This window comes from Catellatospora sp. TT07R-123, assembly GCF_018327705.1.
GTDB lineage: Bacteria > Actinomycetota > Actinomycetes > Mycobacteriales > Micromonosporaceae > Catellatospora.
The window spans coordinates 2,353,364-2,372,071 of sequence record NZ_BNEM01000002.1; the positions used below are offsets into that span (position 1 = coordinate 2,353,364).

Consider the following 18,708-nt stretch of genomic DNA (forward strand, 5'->3'; position numbering starts at 1 on the left):
ATCTCGTCGGGGAGGCGACGCGCCGGAGGGCGGGTGGCCGGGTTGGTGGAGTTCCCCCGAAGCTCCACCAACCCGGAGGCGGCGGCGGAGACCCGCATCAGCCCCCGCGCCCATGCAAAAGCGTCAGCACCGGATCGATGTGGTGCCGTACGCTCGGCTACCGTGATCCTGCCCGAGCCTGGTACAGGCTCAGTACAACGCAGACAGTCAACGGTGACTGACACCGCGTGATGGGCCTTCGGTCTGCGGCGAGCGAGGTGGCGTGGAGTTCCTGGTGCTGGGGCCCGTGGCGGCCGTCGCGGCGAGCGGACCCGTCTACCTGCCCACCGGCCACAAAGCACGGTTGGTGCTCGCGGTGCTGCTCGCCCGGTTCGGCCAGGCGGTCTCCATGGACACCCTCACCGAGGCGCTGTGGGACGACGGCGCACCGGTCTCGGCCCGGCGCAACATCCACCAGTACGTCAGCCAGCTCCGCGGGGTCGTGGGCGCCGACCGCATCCTGACCGCCGCCGACGGGTACGCGATGCGCGGCGGCGAATCCGTGGACGCCGACCGGTTCCTGGAGCTGAGCGAGCGCGCGGCCGCCGCGCTGGGTGACGAGGACGTCGACACCGCCGCGCAGGCGTTCCGGGCGGCGCTGCACCTGTGGCGGGGGCCCGCGTACGCGGAGTTCGCCGACTGCCCGGTGGTCGCCGTCGAGGCGCAGCGCCTGGACCAGCTCCGCTTCACCGCGTACGAGGGCTGGGCCGACGCGGAGCTGGCGCTGGGCCGGCACGGCCAGATCACCGCGAAGCTGGAGTCGCTCGTCGTCGAGCAGCCGTTCCGGGAGCACCTGCGCGGGCTGCTGATGCTGGCCCTGTACCGCAGCGGGCGGCAGGCCGAGGCGCTGGAGGTGTTCCGGGACACGCGCACGCTGCTGCGGCGGGAACTGGGCCTGGACCCGGGCCCGGCGCTGCGGCGGCTGCACGAGGCGATGCTCCAGGCCGACGAGCGGCTGAGCCGGCCCGGCCGCTACGACTTCGCCGCCGAGGAGCCGCCGCCGGCCTCCGGCGCGCCGGTGCCGCGGCAGCTGCCCGGCGACGTCGCCGGGTTCACCGGCCGCGACGACGACCTGGCGGTGCTCGACCGGACGCTGGAGTCGGCGGGTTCGCGGCTGGCGGTGGTCACCGGCGGGGCGGGCATCGGCAAGACGTCGCTGGCCGTGCACTGGGCGCACCGGGTGGCCCACGACTTCCCCGACGGCCAGCTGTTCCTGAACCTGTGCGGGTTCGGGGCGGCCGGGCCCGCGATGCCGACCAGCCAGGCCATGCGGGGGCTGCTGGACGCGCTCGGCGTGCCGTCGGCGCGCATCCCCGGCGACCTGGCCGAGCAGGCCGCGCTCTACCGCAGCCTGCTGGCCGACCGGCGGGTGCTGGTGGTGCTGGACAACGCCCGCGACGCCGACCAGATCCGGCCGCTGCTGCCGGGCGCCCGGGGCAGCGCGGTGGTGGTCACCAGCCGCAACCAGCTCGCGGGGCTGGTCGCCACCGAGGGCGCGGTGCCGCTGACGCTGGCGCTGTTCACGCCCGCCGAGGCACGGCGGCTGATGACGGCGCGCCTCGGCGGGCCCGCGCTGGCGCAGGCCGGCGAGGTGATCGACGACGTGATCGGGCACTGCGGCGGGCTGCCGCTGGCGCTGGCGATCGTGGCCGCGCGGGCCGCCACCAACCCGGCGCTGCCGCTGTCGGCGCTGGCCACCGAGCTGACCGAGGGACGGGCCGGGCTCGACGCGTTCAGCGGCGACGACAGCGCCACGGATCTGCGGGCGGTGTTCTCGTGGTCGTACCACCGGCTGAGCGACGACGGCGCGCGGATGTTCCGGCTGCTCGGCCTGCATCCGGGTCCGGACATCTCGCTGGCGGCGGCGGCCGGGACCGCCGGGGTCGCCGCGCGGCAGGCGCGGGCGCTGCTGAGCGAGCTGACCCGGGCGCACCTGGCGATCGAGCACGCGCCGGGGCGGTTCCTGCTGCACGACCTGATGCGGGCGTACGCGGCGGAGCTGGTCGCCGAGCACGACCCGGCGGCCGACCGGCGGACCGCGCTGCGCCGCTGCTACGACCACTACCTGCACACGGCGTACGCCGCGACGATGATGCTCTACCCGCACCGGCACCCGGTCGCGGTCCTGCCCGCCACCGACGGCGTGACCCCGCAGGAGCACGCCGACCGCGACCAGGCGCTGGCCTGGTTCACCGTCGAGCACGCGGTGCTGCTGGCCGTCATCGGCCAGGCGTACGACGCGGGCTTCGACACCCACACCTGGCAGCTGGCCTGGACGCTGATCACGTACTTCGACCGGCAGGGGCACTGGCTGGACCAGGCGTCGACCCAGCGCACGGCGCTGGACGCGGCGCTGCGCAGCGGCGACGTGACCGGGCAGGCGCACGTGCACCACGGGCTGGGCGTGTCCAGCACCTGGCTGGGCCGCTACGAGCAGGCGCAGGAGCACCACGACCGGGCCCTGGAGCTGTTCGGCCGCCAGTATGCCCTGACCAGCCAGGCCAACACCCTGCTGGCGCTGACCTGGCTGCACGAGTTGCAGCGGTCCTACCCCTCGGCGCTGGCGTACGCCGAGCGCGCGTACGAGCTGCACCGGGTCACCGGCCACGTCTCGGGGCAGGCCAAGGCGCTGAACACGGTCGGCTGGTTCCAGACCCTGCTGGGCGACCACAAGGCGGCGATCGCGACCTGCGAGCAGGCGCTGGGCCTGCACGAGGAGGTGGGCGACCGCACCGGGATGGCCGAGACCTGGAACAGCCTCGGGTACGCCTACCACAAGCTGGGCGACTACGGCCGGGCGTTCGACTGCTACCGGCAGTCGGTGGAGCTGTTCCGGCTGACCCCCGACCGCTACTACGAGGGGTTCGTCCTGGACCACCTCGCCGACACGTACCAGGTGCTGGGCAGTGTGGACGAGGCGCGGCGGACCTGGCAGGACGTGCTGGAGATCTTCGAGGACCTCGGGCACGCCGACGCCGAGCGCATCCGCGCCAAGCTCAAACAGGCGCCGTGACGGCGGGGCCGGGCCAGTCGGCGCGCAGCAGGCGCGGGGCGGCGAAGTCGCGGTTGTCGACGACGAGCTGGGCCCGGCGCGCGGGCTGGACCTCGTCGAGGTAGCGGCGCTCGCCGGGCACGTACCGGGTGCGGTAGCGGTGGGCGGCGGCCTCGGCCGAGCCCATCCACACCTGGTCGCGGGCGGTGCCCCGGCGCTGCACGTCGTCGAGGCCGATGTCGAGGAAGATCCGCAGGTCCCAGTACGGGTCGAGTTCGGGCCGCTGTAGGAAGCCGCCGTCGGCCAGCAGCACGGCGTCGGCCGCGGCGGTGTGTTCGGGACCGTCGACGTGCTCGGTTCCGGCTGGGTGCATGATCGCGTCGCGGTAGCGGCGGTGGCCGCCGGGGCCGAGCGGCACGAGCAGCAGGTCCCGGATCGCGCCGTAGTCCCAGGTGTCGAGGTAGTAGCTCTCCGGGGAATCGACGGGGTACGCCGTACGCAGGTGCACCGGCTTCTTGAACCAGTCGACGCCGACGCGCACGACCTCCCGGTCGGTGCGCGCCCGCACCGCTGCGGCCAGCTCGTCGGTGAACGTGGTCTTGCCCGCCGCCGAGCAGCCGTCGACGGCGACGCGCACCGGGTGCGGCCGGTCGATCGCGACGATGCCCGCGGCCACCTCGGCCAGCAGCGCGGTACGCGGGTCCATGGTCGCTCCGGTCAGTGTTCGAGCAGGCGCCGCAGCACGGGCCGGGCGGCGGCGACGGCGTCGGGGCGGGTGTGTTCGGGCAGCGCCCCGGCCAGCCACAGGCTGGCGAAGCCGTGGGCGATGGACCAGCCCGCCAGCGCGGTGGTGTCGGCGTCGGCCCGGCCGGGGGCGGCGGCGCGGGCGCCTTCGCGCAGCACCCGGCCGGCCCGCTCGCGGGCCTCGGCGACGGCCTCGTCGTCGGCGCGGTACAGCGTGGGCTGGAACATGACGGTGAAGTGGGCGGGGTGCTCGGTGGCGAAGCGCACGTAGGCCAGGCCCGCCTCCAGGAAGCCCGGATCGGCCGCGCCCAGGGTGTCGGCGAGCAGGTCGTAGCCCTCGGCCGCCAGGGCGGTGAGCAGGCCGGTGCGGTCGCCGAAGTGGTGGGCGGGCGCGGCGTGCGAGACGCCGGCGCGGCGGGCCAGTTCGCGCAGGCTCCAGCCGTCGGGGCCGGACTCGGCGATGGCGTCGACGGCGGCGGCCAGGATGGTCCGGCGCAGGTCTCCGTGGTGGTACGCCATGGCGCCCGCCCCCTTCACGCTATCTTTCCATTGACAAGATAGCAGGGGGCGGGCGGTCAGGCCGGCACGTTGCCCTCGGCGGCGGGCTTGCGCTGGCGCCCGACCGGCTGCCGCGGCTCCGCCTCGCGCGGCTCGGCGTCGGCCCGCGCGTCGAGCTCGGTGCCCGGGTCGTCCTGGGCCAGCGCGTCAAGCTGGCTGTTCATGAACCGGCGCAGGCGCGCCCGGTACTCCCGGTCGAACTGCTGGAGCGCGTCGATCCGCTCGTTGAGCGCGTCGCGCTTGGCCTCCAGGCTGCCGACGACGTCCTCGTACTGCTGCAGGGCGTCGCGCTCCAGTTCGTCGGCCTTGGTGCGGGCGTCCTCGGTGATCCTCAGCGCGCGCTGGCGCGCCTCCGACACCAGCTGCTCGCTCTCGCGCCGGGCGCCCTCGGCGTTGGCCTGCGCCTCCCGGGCAAGCTCGACCGCCTTGGCCTGCGTCTGCGCCATGATGTTCGCGGCGTCCTCCCGGGCGGCCTCGACCAGCGCCCGCGCCTCCCGAGCCGTGTCCTCGGCCTTGCCGCGCGCCTCCTGCCGGATGCGGTGGGACTCCTGCTGCGCCGTGGCGATGTGCTCGTCGGCGGTCCGCCGCGCCAGCACCAGCACCTGCAGCGCCTGCCGCTCGGCGTCGGGATCGGCCAGCACCGCCTCCACCGGCTCGGGCGCTGCCTCCAGTTCGGGCTGTGCGCCGAACAGGCCCTTGACCCGGCCCTTCAAACGGTTGTCCGTCATGCCGCTCTCCCCACCTGAGTCTGCGCGCCGCGGGTCCCGCCGGCCGGATCCGTCCCGGTGTCACGCACCGTCGACAACAGCGACGATCGTAGCTGCCGGGCCGAAACCGGGGAAGGCGGTTCACCCTGCCCGCCGACCCCCGGCAATGCGCGCACCCCCCGACACATTCCGTAACCCCGTCCGCACCGGACGTCCCCCACGCGAGTGCAGTTTCGGGGAAAGTGCTGGAATCGCGGCTCGGATTCCCGCACTTTCCCCGAAACTGCACTCAGACGCCGAGAAGAGCGCGTGTCAGCTGCTCGACAGGACGATGACGCGGTCGATGGCGGGCATGACCTGCTCCTTGTCGGGATTGAGGACGACGCCGTGGCTGTCGCCCGGGTCCGCCACCCGGTAGCCGATGGCGACCTCGCCGCGCCGCCACGCCGCCTCGACCACGGTCGAGAAGGTCACCGACACCCCGGGGCGCAGGTAGTAGCTGGCGGGTCTGATGTAGATCTCGGCGCCGTCGGCGTCGAACAGGTCGTCGAAGACCGACTCCAGGTCCCGGTTCTCCGAGATCTGGGTCATCAGGAGGCTGACCAGCTGCTCGCTGACGACGAAGTCGTCGGCCTTGGTGAGCTGGGCCAGCGCCCGGTCGCGGTCGTCGCGCATCTCGCTGACGATGCCGGGCCCCCGCCCGGCCAGCAGGTCGCGCAGGTGCAGCAGCGTGACCAGCACCCGCGAGTCGGCGGTCAGCGCGTCGAGGTCGTCGTCGGCCAGCACGATCACGTTGTGGTACGCCAGCACGTCCAGCGTCTCCAGCACGCCGCGGTCGCGGGTGTCGCCGGACTTGGAGCGGATCAGCAGCCGCCGCAGCTTCGGGCCGAGCCGGTTCACGGCCGTCGCGGCGTCGGTGCGGTCGGTGACGACGTCGACGGTCGAGCCCGCCGCGACGTAGATGTCGAGCTGCTCGATGATCCGGCTCGCCCGCCGGTTCCAGCCTAGGATCAGCGTGCTCTCGGGGGCGGCGGGGCCGCGCACGGCGTGCAGGATCGCCGACGGGTCGACGGTCAGCGGCCGCGCCGCCAGCTTGATCATGGAGTCGTCGCGGGCCAGCAGCACGAGCTGGTCGCCGGGGCTGATCACGGTGCCGGGCGGCGGGTTGAGCACGGTCTTGCCGTCGGCCAGCCGCAGCCCCATCGGGCAGCACTCCCGGTATGCCAGCAGCGCCTGCCCGAACTGCTTGCCCACCAGCGTCGGCTCGGCCGTCATGTAGATCTCGTCGCCGCCGAAGTCGAACAGGTCGTGGTAGACCACCGACAGCTTGGACTGCCGGGCCGTCTGCACGATGAGCCGGGCGCCGATGTCGTCGCCGTCGAGCACGATCGCGTCCCCGCCGGCGAGCTTGGCCACGTCCCGGTTGCGGCTGTCGCGCACCGAGGCCACGACGTGGTGCGGGCGGCCCCGGAACGCGGGCCCCTTGTTGATCGCGAGCAGGGTCTTCAGCACGTACGCGTCGGCGTCCTCGGCGGTGCCGCCGTCGGGGGCCAGCACGATGATGGACCGGGCCTCGTTGAGGTTGACCATCTCCAGGTCCTTGAGGTCCAGCGGGCTGCCGGTGCGGAACACCAGCCGAGTGCGGCCGGTGCTGCCGATCCGGTGCTGGACCCGGTCCTCCATGGCGACCTTGTCCTGGTCGGCCAGGATGACCACGGCCGCGCGGCGGCGGCTGGCGTTGGCCTCGACCAGCTCGGTGATGACCGTGTAGATCTGGTCCGACCAGCCGAGCACCACGGTGTGGTCGCGCTCGACGACCTGGGAGCGGCCCTTGCGCAGCTGCTCCAGCCGCCGGTTGACGCCGCTGGTGAGCAGACCGACCAGGGCGCTGACGATGAAGATGCCGCCCAGCGCCAGCACGAACCACAGCGCGAGCTCCGGCCAGCGGCCTGTCTCCGGCGCGGCGAGGCTGAACGTCGTGATGAACGTCTTCCAGAGCAGCAGCACCGGGTTCCCGCGGTCCTTGCTCGGCCGGACGAGCTCGATCGCCGTGGTGAGCACGAGGATCAGTCCGGCGGAGGCGACGGCCAGCCAGCCGATCAGTCCGGTCGTGCCCCGGGACATGGTGTTGTCGAACCAGTACCGCCAGCGGGCGCGGGCACTGACCTTTCGGGACATGGCTGGTGCCCTTCGAACGCAGGGAGGGGGAGGCGCTGCGGTCTGTACAGAGGGGACACTCTAACGGCGTACCGGCCGGGCCGCCGGTCGGGTCGGCACGCTTCTAATCGAGGTTCACCAGGGGCCGCCCGGCCTCGGCGCACTTGCCCTTGAGCACGCTCTCTGCGGGTGCGGCCAGGGCCGCGACCGACTCGAAAGCCGCGAAGGACGTGAACGTCGCCTCCTTGGCGGCCACTTCGGACAGGGTCGTCAGCGCGGCCTTCAGGTCGGGGTCGGCGACCTTGCCCGCGACGTCGGCGAACGTCGCCGAGGTACTGGTGAACAGCGGGCGCAGCTCCGTCAGCGCGGCCTCGACCGCGGCGGTGTCGCCCTTGGCCTCGGCCCGGACACCCTTGACGATCTCGGCGCGGGCGCCGGGCCCCAGCGTGTGGTAGAGGCCGTCAGCCTCCTCGCAGGCCGCCTGGGCGGTCATGACCAGGCCGTCCGGCACCTCGGGCGCCGCGGCGGACGACGCGGGCGCGGCGGGGTCACCCGCGCTCGTGCCGCAGGCGGCCAGCGCGAGCAGCGCGGTGGCGAGCGCGAGGGCGAGGGGGTAGCGCATCGGAGTTCTCCATCCCGTGGACGTTCAAGCACGAGCGCCGCCCTCCGAAGAGGACGGCACCGTGATCGAACTCTAGGTCCCCGCGGGACGACGATGATCACCGGGGCGATGCCGGTGCCCGACCAGGATCTTGGGGGTACGCTGCGCTGCGGAGAGAGGTGGCGGTCATGGTGACGCGGGTGGCGATGTGGTCGGGGCCGCGCAACGTGTCGACGGCACTCATGCGCAGCTTCGGGGCCCGGCCGGACACCCTGGTGGTCGACGAGCCGCTGTACGCGCACTACCTGCTCGCCACCGGCCTGGACCACCCCGGCCGCGCCGAGGTGATCGCCTCGCAGCCCGCGCGCTGGCAGGACGTGGCCGATCAGCTGACCGGCCCGCTGCCGGACGGGGTCGAGGTGCACTACCAGAAGCACATGACCCACCACCTGCTGCCGCAGATCGGGCGGGACTGGCTGGGCGCGCTGGCCAACGCCTACCTGATCCGCGACCCGGCGCACGTGGTGGCGTCGTACGCGAAGGTGCGCGGCGAACCGACGCTGGCCGACCTGGGCTACGTGCAGCAGGCGGAGATCTTCCGCGCGTACGGCGGCCCGGTGGTGGACTCGGCGGACCTGCTGCGCGACCCGGCCGGGGTGCTGGCGCGGCTGTGCGCGGCGCTGGGCATCGGCTACACCCCGGCGATGCTGCACTGGTCGAAGGGCCCCCGGGACACCGACGGGGTGTGGGCGCCGCACTGGTACGCCTCGGTCGAGGCGTCCACCGGCTTCGCCGCGTACGACCCCGCTCCGGCGCGGGTGCCCGACCGGCTGCGCCACCTGGTCGAGGCGGCGCAGCCGTACTACGACGAGCTGCACGCCCACCGCGTCACGTCCTGACGGCGCTGGTTTCGGCTACAGCCAGATGTGCTCCTCGGCGATCGCGCCGTCGCGCCACTTCGCCACGGTGACCATCCGGCGGCCGTCCTCGAACTCGCCCACCACGCACGTCCAGTCGCCGGATCCGAATCCGATCGGATGGGAGACGATCTGAGGCGGCGTTCCCCCGGCCTGCCGGACCAGCTCCTTCATGGCGTCGATGTGCTCGCCGATGCCGTGGGTGGTCGGCTGCCCGTGGACCTCGACCACCACGTCGTCCGTGTGGCAGCGGGCGAACAGGCCGTGCCAGTCGGCACCGTTCCACGCCTGGAAATCGAGCTCGTCCATACCGGCCAGGTGCCGGGTCACCGCCTCGTCCGCCACGGTCGAGCCTCCTCGCGCCGATGATCGATAACCGATGGTCTCCACCGGATCTGATGCTAAACGGCGCGTAGGAGGCTCTATCCCGGTTTCCGCGCATCGGCTCACAGGACGGGCGTGCCGGAGCTCCGCGCGTGGGCGAGGTAGATCTCGGCGACGCGCCTGGTCACCGGGCCGATGCCGCCCTCACCGATGGTACGGCCGTCGATCACGGTCACCCCGGCGATCTCGCCCATGGTGCCGGTGCAGAACACCTCGTCGGCGGCGTACATCTCGGCCAGGGAGATGTCGCGCTCGACCGCCTCGATGCCGTGCTGCGCGGCCAGGGCCAGCACGGTCAGCCGGGTGATGCCCTCGGGGCAGGCCACGGTACGCGGGGTGGCCAGCGCCCCGCCGACCACGGCGAACAGGTGGGTCGCGTTGGTCTCGGCGACGAAGCCGCGGCCGTCGAGCATGAGCGCGTCGTCGGCGCCCGCGACGGTCGCCTCCATCTTGGCCAGGATCGAGTTGATCAGGTTGTTGTGGTGGATCTTCGGGTCCAGCACGTCGGGGCCGGGGCGGCGGACGCTGGAGGTGGCCAGGGTCAGGCCGGTGGTGTCGTACACGGGCGGCTTGTGCTCCGCCAGCACGATCAGCGTGCAGCCGGACTGGTTGAGCCGCGGGTCCATGCCGCTGGTGACCTTCACGCCGCGGGTGAGGGTGAGCCGGATGTGCACGCCGTCGGTCATGGCGTTGGCGTGCAGGGTCTCGGTCAGCGCGTCGGTGATCTCCTTGTCCGACGGGACGGCGGCGAAGCCGAGCGCGGCCGCCGAGCGCCGCAGCCGGGCCAGGTGGGCGTCGAGCCCGAAGACCTTCCCCTGGTACAGCCGCAGCCCCTCCCAGACCGCGTCGCCGCCCTGGACCACCGAGTCGAACGGGGAGATCCCGGGCTCGTCGCGGTGCCGCAGCACCCCGTTCACCCAGTACTTCACATCGGCGTTGCGCTGGTCGTAGCGCTGCAGCATGGTGTCTCCTCCGTCGGTGGCGCCTGGTCCGCAGGTGACGCTATCTGCTTCCCACTCCTCGGCGAACAGCAGCGCGCGGGGCACCCCTGTGACATCTCCTCGACGCCCTGCCGGGCGGTACGGGGCGGCACGGCGGTTCCCTCGGGTGCCCCTCGATCTACCCTTGCGAGTCCCTTGCGGACCTTCTGGAGCCGGTATGAGCGGCTCTAGCTTTCGCTTCGGGCCCGTCGCCGGACGTTCACCGCCCGGCAACCAACCCCGACTCGCGGGCCCGGAAGAGGAACACACCATGTCACGCAGAGCAATCGTGGCCGCGGCCGCCACGGTGGCGACGGCGCTCGGCGCCGTCGGCATCGGGCTGGCGCAGGCGCACGCGAACACCGGCACCGGTGTCACGGCGGGGATCAGCCAGGTCCGGCTGGACCCGGCGGCGCGGGAGCGGCAGCTGCGCCAGGCCGGCGCCGAGGCGACCTCCATCGCCAAGCAGCTGGGCCTGAGCGCCGCCGAGCGGCTGGTGCCCAAGGACGTGGTCGTCGACTCCGACGGCAGCCGCCACCTGCGCTTCGAGCGCACGTACGCCGGGCTGCCGGTGGTCGGCGGCGACCTGGTGGTGCACCTGGCCCCCGGCGGCGGCCTGGCCGCCTCGGACTGGGCGGCGGGCACGCGGGGCGCGATCACGCTGGCCACGACCACCCCGAAGCTGACCCGTCAGCAGGCCGCCGCGGCCGCCCCCGGGCACGCCCGACACGCCCGCAAGCCGAGGGCCGCGACGCCCGACCTGGTCGTGTACGCGACCCTGAGCGCGCCGGTGCTGGCCTACCGCACCACCGTCGAGGGCACCGACACCGCGGGCGACCTGGCCCGCGAGGCGGTCATCACCGACGCCGCCTCCGGCGCCGTGCTCGGCGGCTACGACCTGATCCACGAGGTGCAGGGCACCGGCAACAGCCTGCTCGTCGGCCAGGTCAGCCTCGACACCACGCTGTCGGGCGGCTCGTACTCGATGACCGACCCGGTGCGCGGCAACACGAAGATCTACGACGCGCACGGGGCGTCGGACAGCAACCCCTCGCAGGGGGCGACGCTCTACACCGACAGCGACAACGTGTGGGGCAACGGGGCCAAGACCGACCGGGCCACGGTCGGCGTGGACGTCAACTACGGCCTGTCCAAGACCTGGGACTACTACAACGCGACGTTCGGCCGGGCGGGCATCCGGGGCGACGGCGTCGGCGCCAAGGCGTACGCGCACGTGGGCACCAACCTGCTCAACGCGTACTGGCAGGACAGCTGCTTCTGCATGGTGTTCGGCGACGGCAACTCCAGCAACCAGACCACCCCGGTGGCCTCGCTGGACGTGGCCGGCCACGAGCTGACCCACGGCGTCACCTCCAACACCGCCGGGCTGGTCTACAGCGGCGAGTCCGGTGGCCTCAACGAGTCCACCTCCGACATCTTCGGCACCGTGGTGGAGTTCTACACCGCCAACAGCAGCGACCCGGGCGACTACTACATCGGCGAGAAGATCAACTGGAACTCCGGCAACGCCGGGGCGCTGCGCCGCATGGACGACCCGACGCTGGACGGCAACAGCAAGGGCTGCTGGTACTCCGGCGTCGGCAACCTCGACGTGCACTACTCCTCCGGCATCGGCAACCACTTCTTCTACCTGCTGTCGGAGGGCAGCGGCAGCAAGACCATCGGGGGCCGCGCGCACAACGGCGTCACCTGCAACAGCTCCACCGTGGCGGGCATCGGGCGGGACAAGGCCGCGCGGATCTGGTACCGGGCACTGACCACGTACATGACGTCCAACACCAACTACGCCGCGGCCCGCACCGCGTCGCTGAACGCCGCCAAGGACCTCTACGGCGCGAGCAGCGTCGAGTACTGGCAGGTCTCGGTCGCGTGGGCGGCGTGCAGCGTCGGCACCGCGCTGCCCTCGCCCACCACCAGCCCGACCGCCTCCCCGTCGGCCTCGCCGTCGGCGCCCTCGTCGCCGTCGCCGTCCCCGAGCACCCCGCCGACCTCGCCGAGCCCGTCGCCGACCGGCAACCCGGGCACGAACGTGATCGTCAACGGTGACTTCGAGGCGGGCCAGACCGGCTGGAGCGGTTCGCCGGTCGTCAACACCAACGCCACCTACGCCCACAGCGGGACCCGGTACGCCTGGATCCTCGGCAACGGCTTCGCCGCCACCGAGTACATCACCCAGAACGTGACCGTCCCGACGACCGGCACCGCGACGCTGTCGTTCTACCTGGACATCACCACGCAGGAGTGGGAGGCCCTGGCCTACGACACCATGCAGGTCCAGATCAACGGCGTGGCCAAGCTGACCTACTCGAACCTCAACGCCGGCGGCGGCTACCAGCTGCGCACCCTGGACCTGTCCGCCTACCGCGGGCAGACCGTCACGCTGCGCTTCACCGGCACCGAGGACTCGAACCTGGCCACCACCTTCCGGGTCGACGACGTGTCGCTGAACTGAGCCTGAACACCGTCCCCACCGGACCGCTCCCCGCACCTGGCTCAGTGCGGGGAGCACCGCCGTCTCTAAGGGCCTCGCGCGAATCGGTTGCACGCGCAACACTGTCCGGTGATGGACTCAGGCGCGATGCTGGGCCGAAGCGAGGAGCAGGAGCAATGCTGGGCGCAGCTGCGCACCGGCGGGAGCGTCCTGCTGCGCGGGCCTGGTGGAATCGGTAAATCGACGCTGCTGGCGGCGCTGGCGGCGCTGGCCGCGCACGCGGGTGAGCTGGTGCTGCGCGCCTGCCCCACGGCGGCCGAACGCGAGCTGCCGTACCTGGCGCTGATCGACCTCTTCGGCGCGGTGCTGCCGCAGCTGTCCGCGCTGCCGCAGCACCTGCGCGAAGCCCTCGACAGCGCGCTGCTGCGGGCCGCGCCGCCGACCGGGCGGGCCACCGACCAGCTGGCCATCCGGGTCGCGGTCGTGGAGGGGCTGCGGCTGCTGGCCGCCGAGCGGCCGGTGCTGCTGGTGCTGGACGACTCGCAGTTCCTCGACGAGGCCAGCGCCGAGGTGCTGGCCTTCGCCGCCCGGCGGCTGGCGGGCACCCCGGTCCGGGTGCTGGCCGCCGAGCTGGTCGACGAGGGCGCTGTCGCCGACAGCGCCCGGTTCTGCCCCGCGCCGCTGCTGGAGCTGGAGGTCAGCGCCCTGCCGTCGGCGGCGCTGCGCCGCCTGCTGGCCGACCGGATGGCCCAGCCGCTGCCCGCCGTGGCCGCCGACCGGGTCTGCGCGGCCAGCGGCGGCAACCCGCTGTTCGCCCTGGAGCTGGCGCGGGCGGCGCTGCACGCGCGGGCGGGCGAGAGCCCCGACGACCCGCTGCCGGTGCCGCAGCGGCTGCGGGCGCTGCTGGCCGAGCGGCTGGCCGCGCTGCCCGCCGCCGCCGGACCGGCGCTGCTGCTGGTCGCCACGGGCGCCAAGCCGGGCCGGGAGATGCTGCCCGACAACGACCCCGGCCTGGCCGCCGCGCTGGCCGCGGGCATCCTGGCCGTCGAGCCGGACGGGGTGCTGCGCTTCAGCCACCCGCTGCTGGCCGAACTCGTGTACGGCGACGCCTCCCCGCGCGCCCGCCGCACCGCCCACGCCCGCCTCGCCGCGCTGGTGGAAGACCCGGTCGAGTCGGCCCGCCACCGCGCGCTGGCCGCGGCCCGCCCCGACGAGGCGCTGGCCGAGCAGCTGGTCGCGGCGGCCCGGATCGCCCGCGACCGGGGCGCCCCCGCGACCGCGGCGACCCTGTGCCGCCTGGCCGCCGCGCGCAGCCCCGATCCGGACCGGTCGGCGCGGCGCCTGCTGGCCTGCGCCGAGCACGCGGCCGCCGCCGGACTGACCGAGCAGGCCCGTGCCACCTGCGCGGCGGTGCTGCGCCGCACCGACCGCACCGCCCGGGTCGGTGCCCGGCTGCTGCTGGCCGACCTGCTGACCGGCACCCCGGACGCGATCCGGGTGGTGCTGGACGCGGCAGCGCCCGACGCCGAGGGCGACCCGCTGCTGATGGGCCTGCTGCACGCGATGCGCGCCGACGTGCTGGCCCGGGACAAGGGGGTGGCCGTGGCCACGCCCGAGGTCGACGAGGCCGAGCGGCTGGCCCGCAAGTCCGGCGACGCCGACCTGCTGCTGGAGGTGATGGCGCACCGGTTGCAGGTGGAGATGCAGGGCGACACCGGCGGCGAGCTGCCCGCGCTGGCCGAGGCGCTGCCGCTGGCGCAGGCGCTGCCGCTGCACAAGGCGTCGGTGTGGGTGCGGATGGGGTACGCGATCGTGCAGATGCGCCGGGGCGACATGGGCGCGGCGGTCGAGGCCGCCCGCCGGTTCACGGCCGACGCCGAGCGTGCCGGGCGCACCCGCGACCTGGCCCGCACCCTGTACACGGCGTCGTCGATCTACCACCGGGCCGGCCTGTGCGCCGAGGCGGGCGAGGCGGGGCGGCTGTGCGCGCTGCTGTGGCGCGAGGTGGACCTGCCGCCGACCGGCGCCCTGGTCATGGCCGGGGCGGCCGAGCTGAACAACGGCACGGTCGAGCAGGCGGCGGCGCACCTGGCCGACGCGGTGGTGCTCGGCGGGTCCATGGCCGACCGCGAGTGGGAGGCGTACGCGCTGATCTTCCTGGGCCGCTGCGACCTGCTGCGCCGCGACGCCGCGACGGCCGCGCGCAACCTGGAGCGGGGCCGCCAGCTGCTGGCCGAGCTGGGCTACCACGACCCGACCATGATCCTGGTCGACGCGGACCTGGCCGAGGCGCTGGCGCTGGCGGGCGAGGCCGCGCGGGCCCGCGAGCTGCTGGCCGTGGCGCGGGCCGCCGCGCTGCGGCAGAACCGCACCGTGGTGCTGCTCGGGCTGGACCGGGTGGAGGCGCTGCTGGACGGGCTGTCCGGCGACGCCCGGCAGGCCGCCGACCGGCTGCGGGCGCTGATGGCGGCGCCGCACCCGTACCCGCTGGAGCGGCTGCGGTGCGCGCTGGTGCTGGCGGCGCTGGAGCGGCGGGCCCGGCGGCGCGGTGCCGCTCGGGCCGCCCTGACCGAGGCCCTCGACGGGTACGAGCAGGCCGGGTGCGCCCCGTACATCCGGTTCGCCCGGCAGGAGCTGGCGCGGCTGGACGCGGGCGAGACCGATCTGAGCGACGCCGACCGGCGGCTGCTGGAGCTGCTGCGCTCGGGTGCCACGAACCGGGCCATCGCCGGGGCGATGCACCTGTCGGTCAAGGCCGTCGAGGCGAACCTGACCCGGCTGTACCGGCGCTATGGCGTCCCCAACCGGGCCGCACTACTACGGGTGACCGACTGAGCGCTGAGCGTGCCAAAATAGGGCCGTCCGGTGGCGGACTGCCGCTAGACCATCCACTCTGGATACATGACCTCGTTCTCGCTGCGTGCCGCCGCGCTGGAACCGCCCGTGCCGCTGCGCCTGCACCCCGCCTCCGAGCAGGCGGACCAGGCCGCACGCGACTTCCTCTACCGGCACGGCATCGTCGACCCGGCGCGGGGCGACGGCTACCTGGTCGAGACCGACTTCGGGGCCATGGTCGGCTGCATGTACCCCGACGCCGACCCGGCGGTGCTGCCGCTGCTCGCCCAGTGGATGGCCCTGTGGTCCATCGCCGACGACCAGTTCGAAGCACTCGCCCCGCGCATGACCGGCACCGCCCTGGCCGCCGTCTGCGAGCGCATCGCCGGGTTCCTCACCCCCGCCGGAGCCGCACCCGACCCCAGCCGCATCGGCACCGCGTTCGGCCACGTCTGGCAGGCCGTCGCGCAGCGGACCTCGGCCGCCTGGCAGGCGCGCTTCCGGGACGCGTGGCGCGACCACGTCGACGGCTGCCGGTGGGAGGCCGAGCAGGTCCGCGCGGGCCGCGTGCCCACGCTCGCCGAATACCTGCGCCAGCGGCCGCGCTACCTCGGCGCCCACATCGCGGTCGTGCTCACCGAGGCCGCGCACGGCGTCGAGCTGCCCGGCCGGTTCGACCGCGACCCGCTGCTGCGCCGGGCCGTCGACGCCGGCATCGAGCTGATCGCCATCTCCAACGACCTGCTGTCGGCCGAGGTCGAACTCGGGCAGGGCAGCATGCTGAATCTGGTGCCGATCGTCGCGGCGCAGGAGTCGTGCTCGTACGACGCCGCCACCGACCTGCTGCTGGCCCGCTACGGCCAGCGGCTGGCCGACTACCGGGCGGCGGTCGCGGCGGTCGAGGCCGGGCTCGGCTCGGGCGGCGAGTCGGTCGCGGTCCGCGCGGTGGCCATGGCCCCGGGGGTATGGACCAGCGGCCAGCTCGCCTGGTCGGCGGGCAACGCCCGCTACTCCGACCGCCGCGAGCGCTTCTACCAGCACGTCCCCGACCACATCGGGGTGCTGATCGGCACCCGCTGACCGCGCTGACCGCGCTCCCCGCGCTCCCCGCGCACCGCGCGCGCTTCGTGCAGTTTCGGGGAAAGTGCAGGAATGCAGGCCATGATTCCTGCACTTTCCCCGAAACCGCACCCTGCCACGCCGACTGGCGCCGGGTTACTACCTTCGGCGAGGTGATCCTCCACCGCAGCCGGACGTGGCTGATCCAGGTAGCGATCGCCCTGATCGCCCCGTTCGCGTTGGTGCGGGTGCTGCTGCTGTTCCGGCACGACGTGCAGGCCGGCCTGCCCCCGGTGATCACGGTACGCGAGGCGCTGGCGCTGCTGGTCGGCCTGCCCTCGGGCGTGTACGTCATGGTCCGGACCTTCGGCGCGCTCCGCTTCCGGTTCGTCATCCACGCGAACGGGCTGGACATCCGTACGCCCGACCTCACCGACGCCGTGCGGTGGACGGACGTCGAGTCGATCCTCATGGACGACATGCGCGTCCTCGTGTTCCCCGCTCCGGGATACCGGGCTGATCCCTATCCCGGCATGCTCCGTCACGTCCGGACGGCTGCCGACGGCCGCCGGTGCTACGAGATCCTCGCGCTGGGGCAGGTCCGCGAGTCGCCGGACCGGATCGCCGCCGCGCTGGCCGCCCACGCCGGAACCCGCTTCACCGACCTCCGGCGCGCGGCCTAGGCGGATCCGGTCGCGGCGCCGCGCGGGCCCGGCAAGGGCGTTCACTACATCCTGGGCAGCTCGACGACCGTCGCGGCGATGGTCGGCGCGTCACGGTCCAGCGCCGTGAGGACGGCGGGCGGCATACCCACCCGGTCCATCAGGCGTGCCACCTGCTGCTCGCGCCGGTCCGCGGACTCGACCACGCGGGCGCCTCCGGTGAAGGTGGCCAGATAGCGCTGCTCGGCGCCTTCGACGCGGACCTCGACCGTGCCGAGCGCCAGCCAGTCGACCGGGTCCGAGGTCTCCAGCTTCACCTCGCCCCGCTTCACCTTGCGCAGGAACAGCGCCAGGGCTCCGACCGCCCACAGCACCGCGACCGCGGACCCGCCGAGCAGGGCGAGATCCCAGTCTCGGAACACCAGCCACGATGCCCCCGCACCGAGGACGAACACGACCGCCCCGACGACCGTGTCCCGCCGGCCCGGCTTCCCCGATTCACTCACGGCGAGAGGGTAGTCTGCCGCCGCCACTTGCGCGGGTCTTCAAGCCGCTGTTAGGTTCTGCCGCCGCTGGTCTCCCGACGCGGCAGAACCGAGGAGTGACACCGTGCCCACCGTCATCCCGTTCAGCAAGACCCGCTGGCTGGCGATTCTCCTGGGTTCGCTGGCATTCGTCGCCGTCGGCGCGGTGATGGTCTATCAGCACGGCACGGTCAAGGAGATCGTCGCCGGTGCGCTGTCGGTGCTGTTCTTCGGATTCTGCGCCCTGGTGGCGGCGCAGCGGCTGCTCAAAGGCGAGCCCGAACTGACCATCACCTACGACGGCTTCCAGGTGGCCGGCGCGCTGCCGGTCAGGTGGTCCGAGGTCCGCAGTGTCGGCATCCGCACCATCGAGACCCGCGGCGGACGCCGGGAACTGATCGAGGTCGTGCTGCACGACCCGGACGCCTACATCGCCGGCACGAGCGGATCGGTCGCCGTCGCGACCCGCATGGGCGGAGCGGCTTCCCTGGCCGCCCGCGCCAACAGGGCCATCGGGTTCAGCCCCCTCAACATCGCCCCGCTCGGACGGAAGCACCCGCACGCCCAGATCCTCACCGCGATGCGGGCGCACCACCCGGCACTGGAGATCACCTCGTGGCCCGCCCCCGCGGCCGGGCCGGGGAGGGTGAAGCGCTTCCTCAAGCGCGCGCTGATCTGGACCGGTGTCGTGGTCGCTCTTGTCGTGGGCATCGAGACCTGGTTGCACGTCACCGGTGACATCAGCACGGCGAAGGTCGGCTCGTGCGTGGCCATGACCGGCGACGACGGCGACTCCGTCAAGGTGGTCGACTGCGACGCGAAGGACGCGAGATACCAGATCGTCGGTCAGTTCACGAAGAAGACCGAGGAGGAGAACGAGGTCCTGAGCCCCTGCGACGCCTACCCGACCAGCAGAGTCCAGTTCTGGTACGGCAAGAACGGCGAGCTGGGCGTGATCTGGTGTTTCGCGCCGGTTGGCTGAACAGTCGAGGCCTGATCCGGTCCTGACTGCCCGGGTTGACGCTCCCGGCGGTGTCCGCCTCGGAAAGCTCACCCGGGGCTGAGCAGCGTTCTGCCACGACTTTTCGACCTTGCCG

Annotated in this window: 15 protein-coding genes; 7 read left to right on the plus strand and 8 right to left on the minus strand. The window is 73.4% G+C overall.

Annotated features, from left to right (window positions below):
- The first annotated feature begins 262 nt into the window (after positions 1-262).
- Positions 263-3,052 (plus strand): BTAD domain-containing putative transcriptional regulator, encoded by a 2,790-nt coding sequence (locus Cs7R123_RS30525; RefSeq protein WP_212831542.1) that lies wholly within the window; start codon positions 263-265, stop codon positions 3,050-3,052.
- Here Cs7R123_RS30525 and Cs7R123_RS30530 read toward each other — a convergent pair.
- The 5 genes from Cs7R123_RS30530 to Cs7R123_RS30550 all read right to left on the minus strand — a co-directional run bounded on the left by Cs7R123_RS30530 (position 3,036) and on the right by Cs7R123_RS30550 (position 7,819).
- Entirely contained in the window at positions 3,036-3,737 is a 702-nt protein-coding gene (locus Cs7R123_RS30530; protein WP_212831544.1) for a hypothetical protein, read from the minus strand. The genes Cs7R123_RS30525 and Cs7R123_RS30530 overlap by 17 nt on opposite strands.
- Positions 3,738-3,748: 11 nt before the next feature.
- Entirely contained in the window at positions 3,749-4,294 is a 546-nt protein-coding gene (locus Cs7R123_RS30535) for a TetR/AcrR family transcriptional regulator (RefSeq protein WP_212834695.1), read from the minus strand.
- A gap of 56 nt (positions 4,295-4,350) precedes the next feature.
- Positions 4,351-5,061 carry a hypothetical protein gene (locus tag Cs7R123_RS30540; RefSeq protein ID WP_244872241.1) on the minus strand — a complete coding sequence of 237 codons (711 nt, stop codon included), beginning with the start codon at positions 5,059-5,061 and terminating at the stop codon, positions 4,351-4,353.
- 291 nt (positions 5,062-5,352) lie between these two features.
- Positions 5,353-7,218 (minus strand): hypothetical protein, encoded by a 1,866-nt coding sequence (locus Cs7R123_RS30545; RefSeq protein ID WP_212831546.1) that lies wholly within the window; start codon positions 7,216-7,218, stop codon positions 5,353-5,355.
- Between the two features lie 103 nt (positions 7,219-7,321).
- Positions 7,322-7,819 (minus strand): hypothetical protein, encoded by a 498-nt coding sequence (locus Cs7R123_RS30550; RefSeq protein WP_212831548.1) that lies wholly within the window; start codon positions 7,817-7,819, stop codon positions 7,322-7,324.
- 167 nt (positions 7,820-7,986) lie between these two features.
- Between Cs7R123_RS30550 and Cs7R123_RS30555 the strand changes: the two genes are divergently transcribed.
- Complete coding sequence (locus tag Cs7R123_RS30555) at positions 7,987-8,697, plus strand: HAD family hydrolase (RefSeq protein WP_212831550.1); 711 nt, start codon at positions 7,987-7,989, stop codon at positions 8,695-8,697.
- Between the two features lie 15 nt (positions 8,698-8,712).
- On the opposite strand, the gene Cs7R123_RS30560 is transcribed toward Cs7R123_RS30555, so the two are convergent.
- Together Cs7R123_RS30560 and Cs7R123_RS30565 are read right to left on the minus strand one after the other, a co-directional pair.
- Positions 8,713-9,060: a hypothetical protein gene (locus Cs7R123_RS30560; protein ID WP_212831552.1), complete on the minus strand. Its 348-nt coding sequence runs from the start codon at positions 9,058-9,060 to the stop codon at positions 8,713-8,715.
- A 101-nt stretch (positions 9,061-9,161) separates the two neighbouring features.
- On the minus strand, positions 9,162-10,061 hold the full coding sequence (locus Cs7R123_RS30565) for an aminotransferase class IV (RefSeq protein WP_212831553.1): 900 nt from the start codon (positions 10,059-10,061) through the stop codon (positions 9,162-9,164).
- 289 nt (positions 10,062-10,350) lie between these two features.
- Here Cs7R123_RS30565 and Cs7R123_RS30570 point away from each other — a divergent pair, with 289 nt between their 5' ends.
- From Cs7R123_RS30570 to Cs7R123_RS30585, 4 genes are all read left to right on the plus strand, one after another.
- A complete protein-coding gene (locus tag Cs7R123_RS30570) occupies positions 10,351-12,552 on the plus strand; it encodes a M4 family metallopeptidase (RefSeq protein WP_212831555.1) in 2,202 nt (733 codons plus the stop codon).
- 111 nt (positions 12,553-12,663) lie between these two features.
- Entirely contained in the window at positions 12,664-15,366 is a 2,703-nt protein-coding gene (locus Cs7R123_RS30575) for an AAA family ATPase (RefSeq protein ID WP_212831559.1), read from the plus strand.
- Between the two features lie 66 nt (positions 15,367-15,432).
- Positions 15,433-16,446, plus strand: a complete 1,014-nt coding sequence (locus Cs7R123_RS30580) for a hypothetical protein (protein WP_212831564.1) — start codon at positions 15,433-15,435, stop codon at positions 16,444-16,446.
- A 152-nt stretch (positions 16,447-16,598) separates the two neighbouring features.
- The gene (locus Cs7R123_RS30585; RefSeq protein WP_212831565.1) at positions 16,599-17,108 is read left to right on the plus strand and encodes a hypothetical protein; all 510 of its coding nucleotides are present in this window, start codon (positions 16,599-16,601) and stop codon (positions 17,106-17,108) included.
- A gap of 44 nt (positions 17,109-17,152) precedes the next feature.
- On the opposite strand, the gene Cs7R123_RS30590 is transcribed toward Cs7R123_RS30585, so the two are convergent.
- Entirely contained in the window at positions 17,153-17,593 is a 441-nt protein-coding gene (locus Cs7R123_RS30590) for a hypothetical protein (protein ID WP_212831567.1), read from the minus strand.
- A 103-nt stretch (positions 17,594-17,696) separates the two neighbouring features.
- Here Cs7R123_RS30590 and Cs7R123_RS30595 point away from each other — a divergent pair, with 103 nt between their 5' ends.
- A complete protein-coding gene (locus tag Cs7R123_RS30595) occupies positions 17,697-18,593 on the plus strand; it encodes an STM3941 family protein (protein ID WP_212831569.1) in 897 nt (298 codons plus the stop codon).
- Positions 18,594-18,708 lie beyond the last annotated feature (115 nt).

Excerpts from the sequence above, each read along its gene's own strand:
- Cs7R123_RS30530 (WP_212831544.1), bottom strand. The coding sequence starts at position 3,737 with ATGGACCCGCGTACCGCGCTGCTGGCCGAGGTGGCCGCGGGCATCGTC.
- Cs7R123_RS30535 (WP_212834695.1), bottom strand. The coding sequence starts at position 4,294 with ATGGCGTACCACCACGGAGACCTGCGCCGGACCATCCTGGCCGCCGCC.
- Cs7R123_RS30540 (WP_244872241.1), bottom strand. The coding sequence starts at position 5,061 with ATGACGGACAACCGTTTGAAGGGCCGGGTCAAGGGCCTGTTCGGCGCA.
- Cs7R123_RS30545 (WP_212831546.1), bottom strand. The coding sequence starts at position 7,218 with ATGTCCCGAAAGGTCAGTGCCCGCGCCCGCTGGCGGTACTGGTTCGAC.
- Cs7R123_RS30550 (WP_212831548.1), bottom strand. The coding sequence starts at position 7,819 with ATGCGCTACCCCCTCGCCCTCGCGCTCGCCACCGCGCTGCTCGCGCTG.
- Cs7R123_RS30555 (WP_212831550.1), top strand. The coding sequence starts at position 7,987 with ATGGTGACGCGGGTGGCGATGTGGTCGGGGCCGCGCAACGTGTCGACG.
- Cs7R123_RS30565 (WP_212831553.1), bottom strand. The coding sequence starts at position 10,061 with ATGCTGCAGCGCTACGACCAGCGCAACGCCGATGTGAAGTACTGGGTG.
- Cs7R123_RS30570 (WP_212831555.1), top strand. The coding sequence starts at position 10,351 with ATGTCACGCAGAGCAATCGTGGCCGCGGCCGCCACGGTGGCGACGGCG.
- Cs7R123_RS30575 (WP_212831559.1), top strand. The coding sequence starts at position 12,664 with ATGGACTCAGGCGCGATGCTGGGCCGAAGCGAGGAGCAGGAGCAATGC.
- Cs7R123_RS30580 (WP_212831564.1), top strand. The coding sequence starts at position 15,433 with ATGACCTCGTTCTCGCTGCGTGCCGCCGCGCTGGAACCGCCCGTGCCG.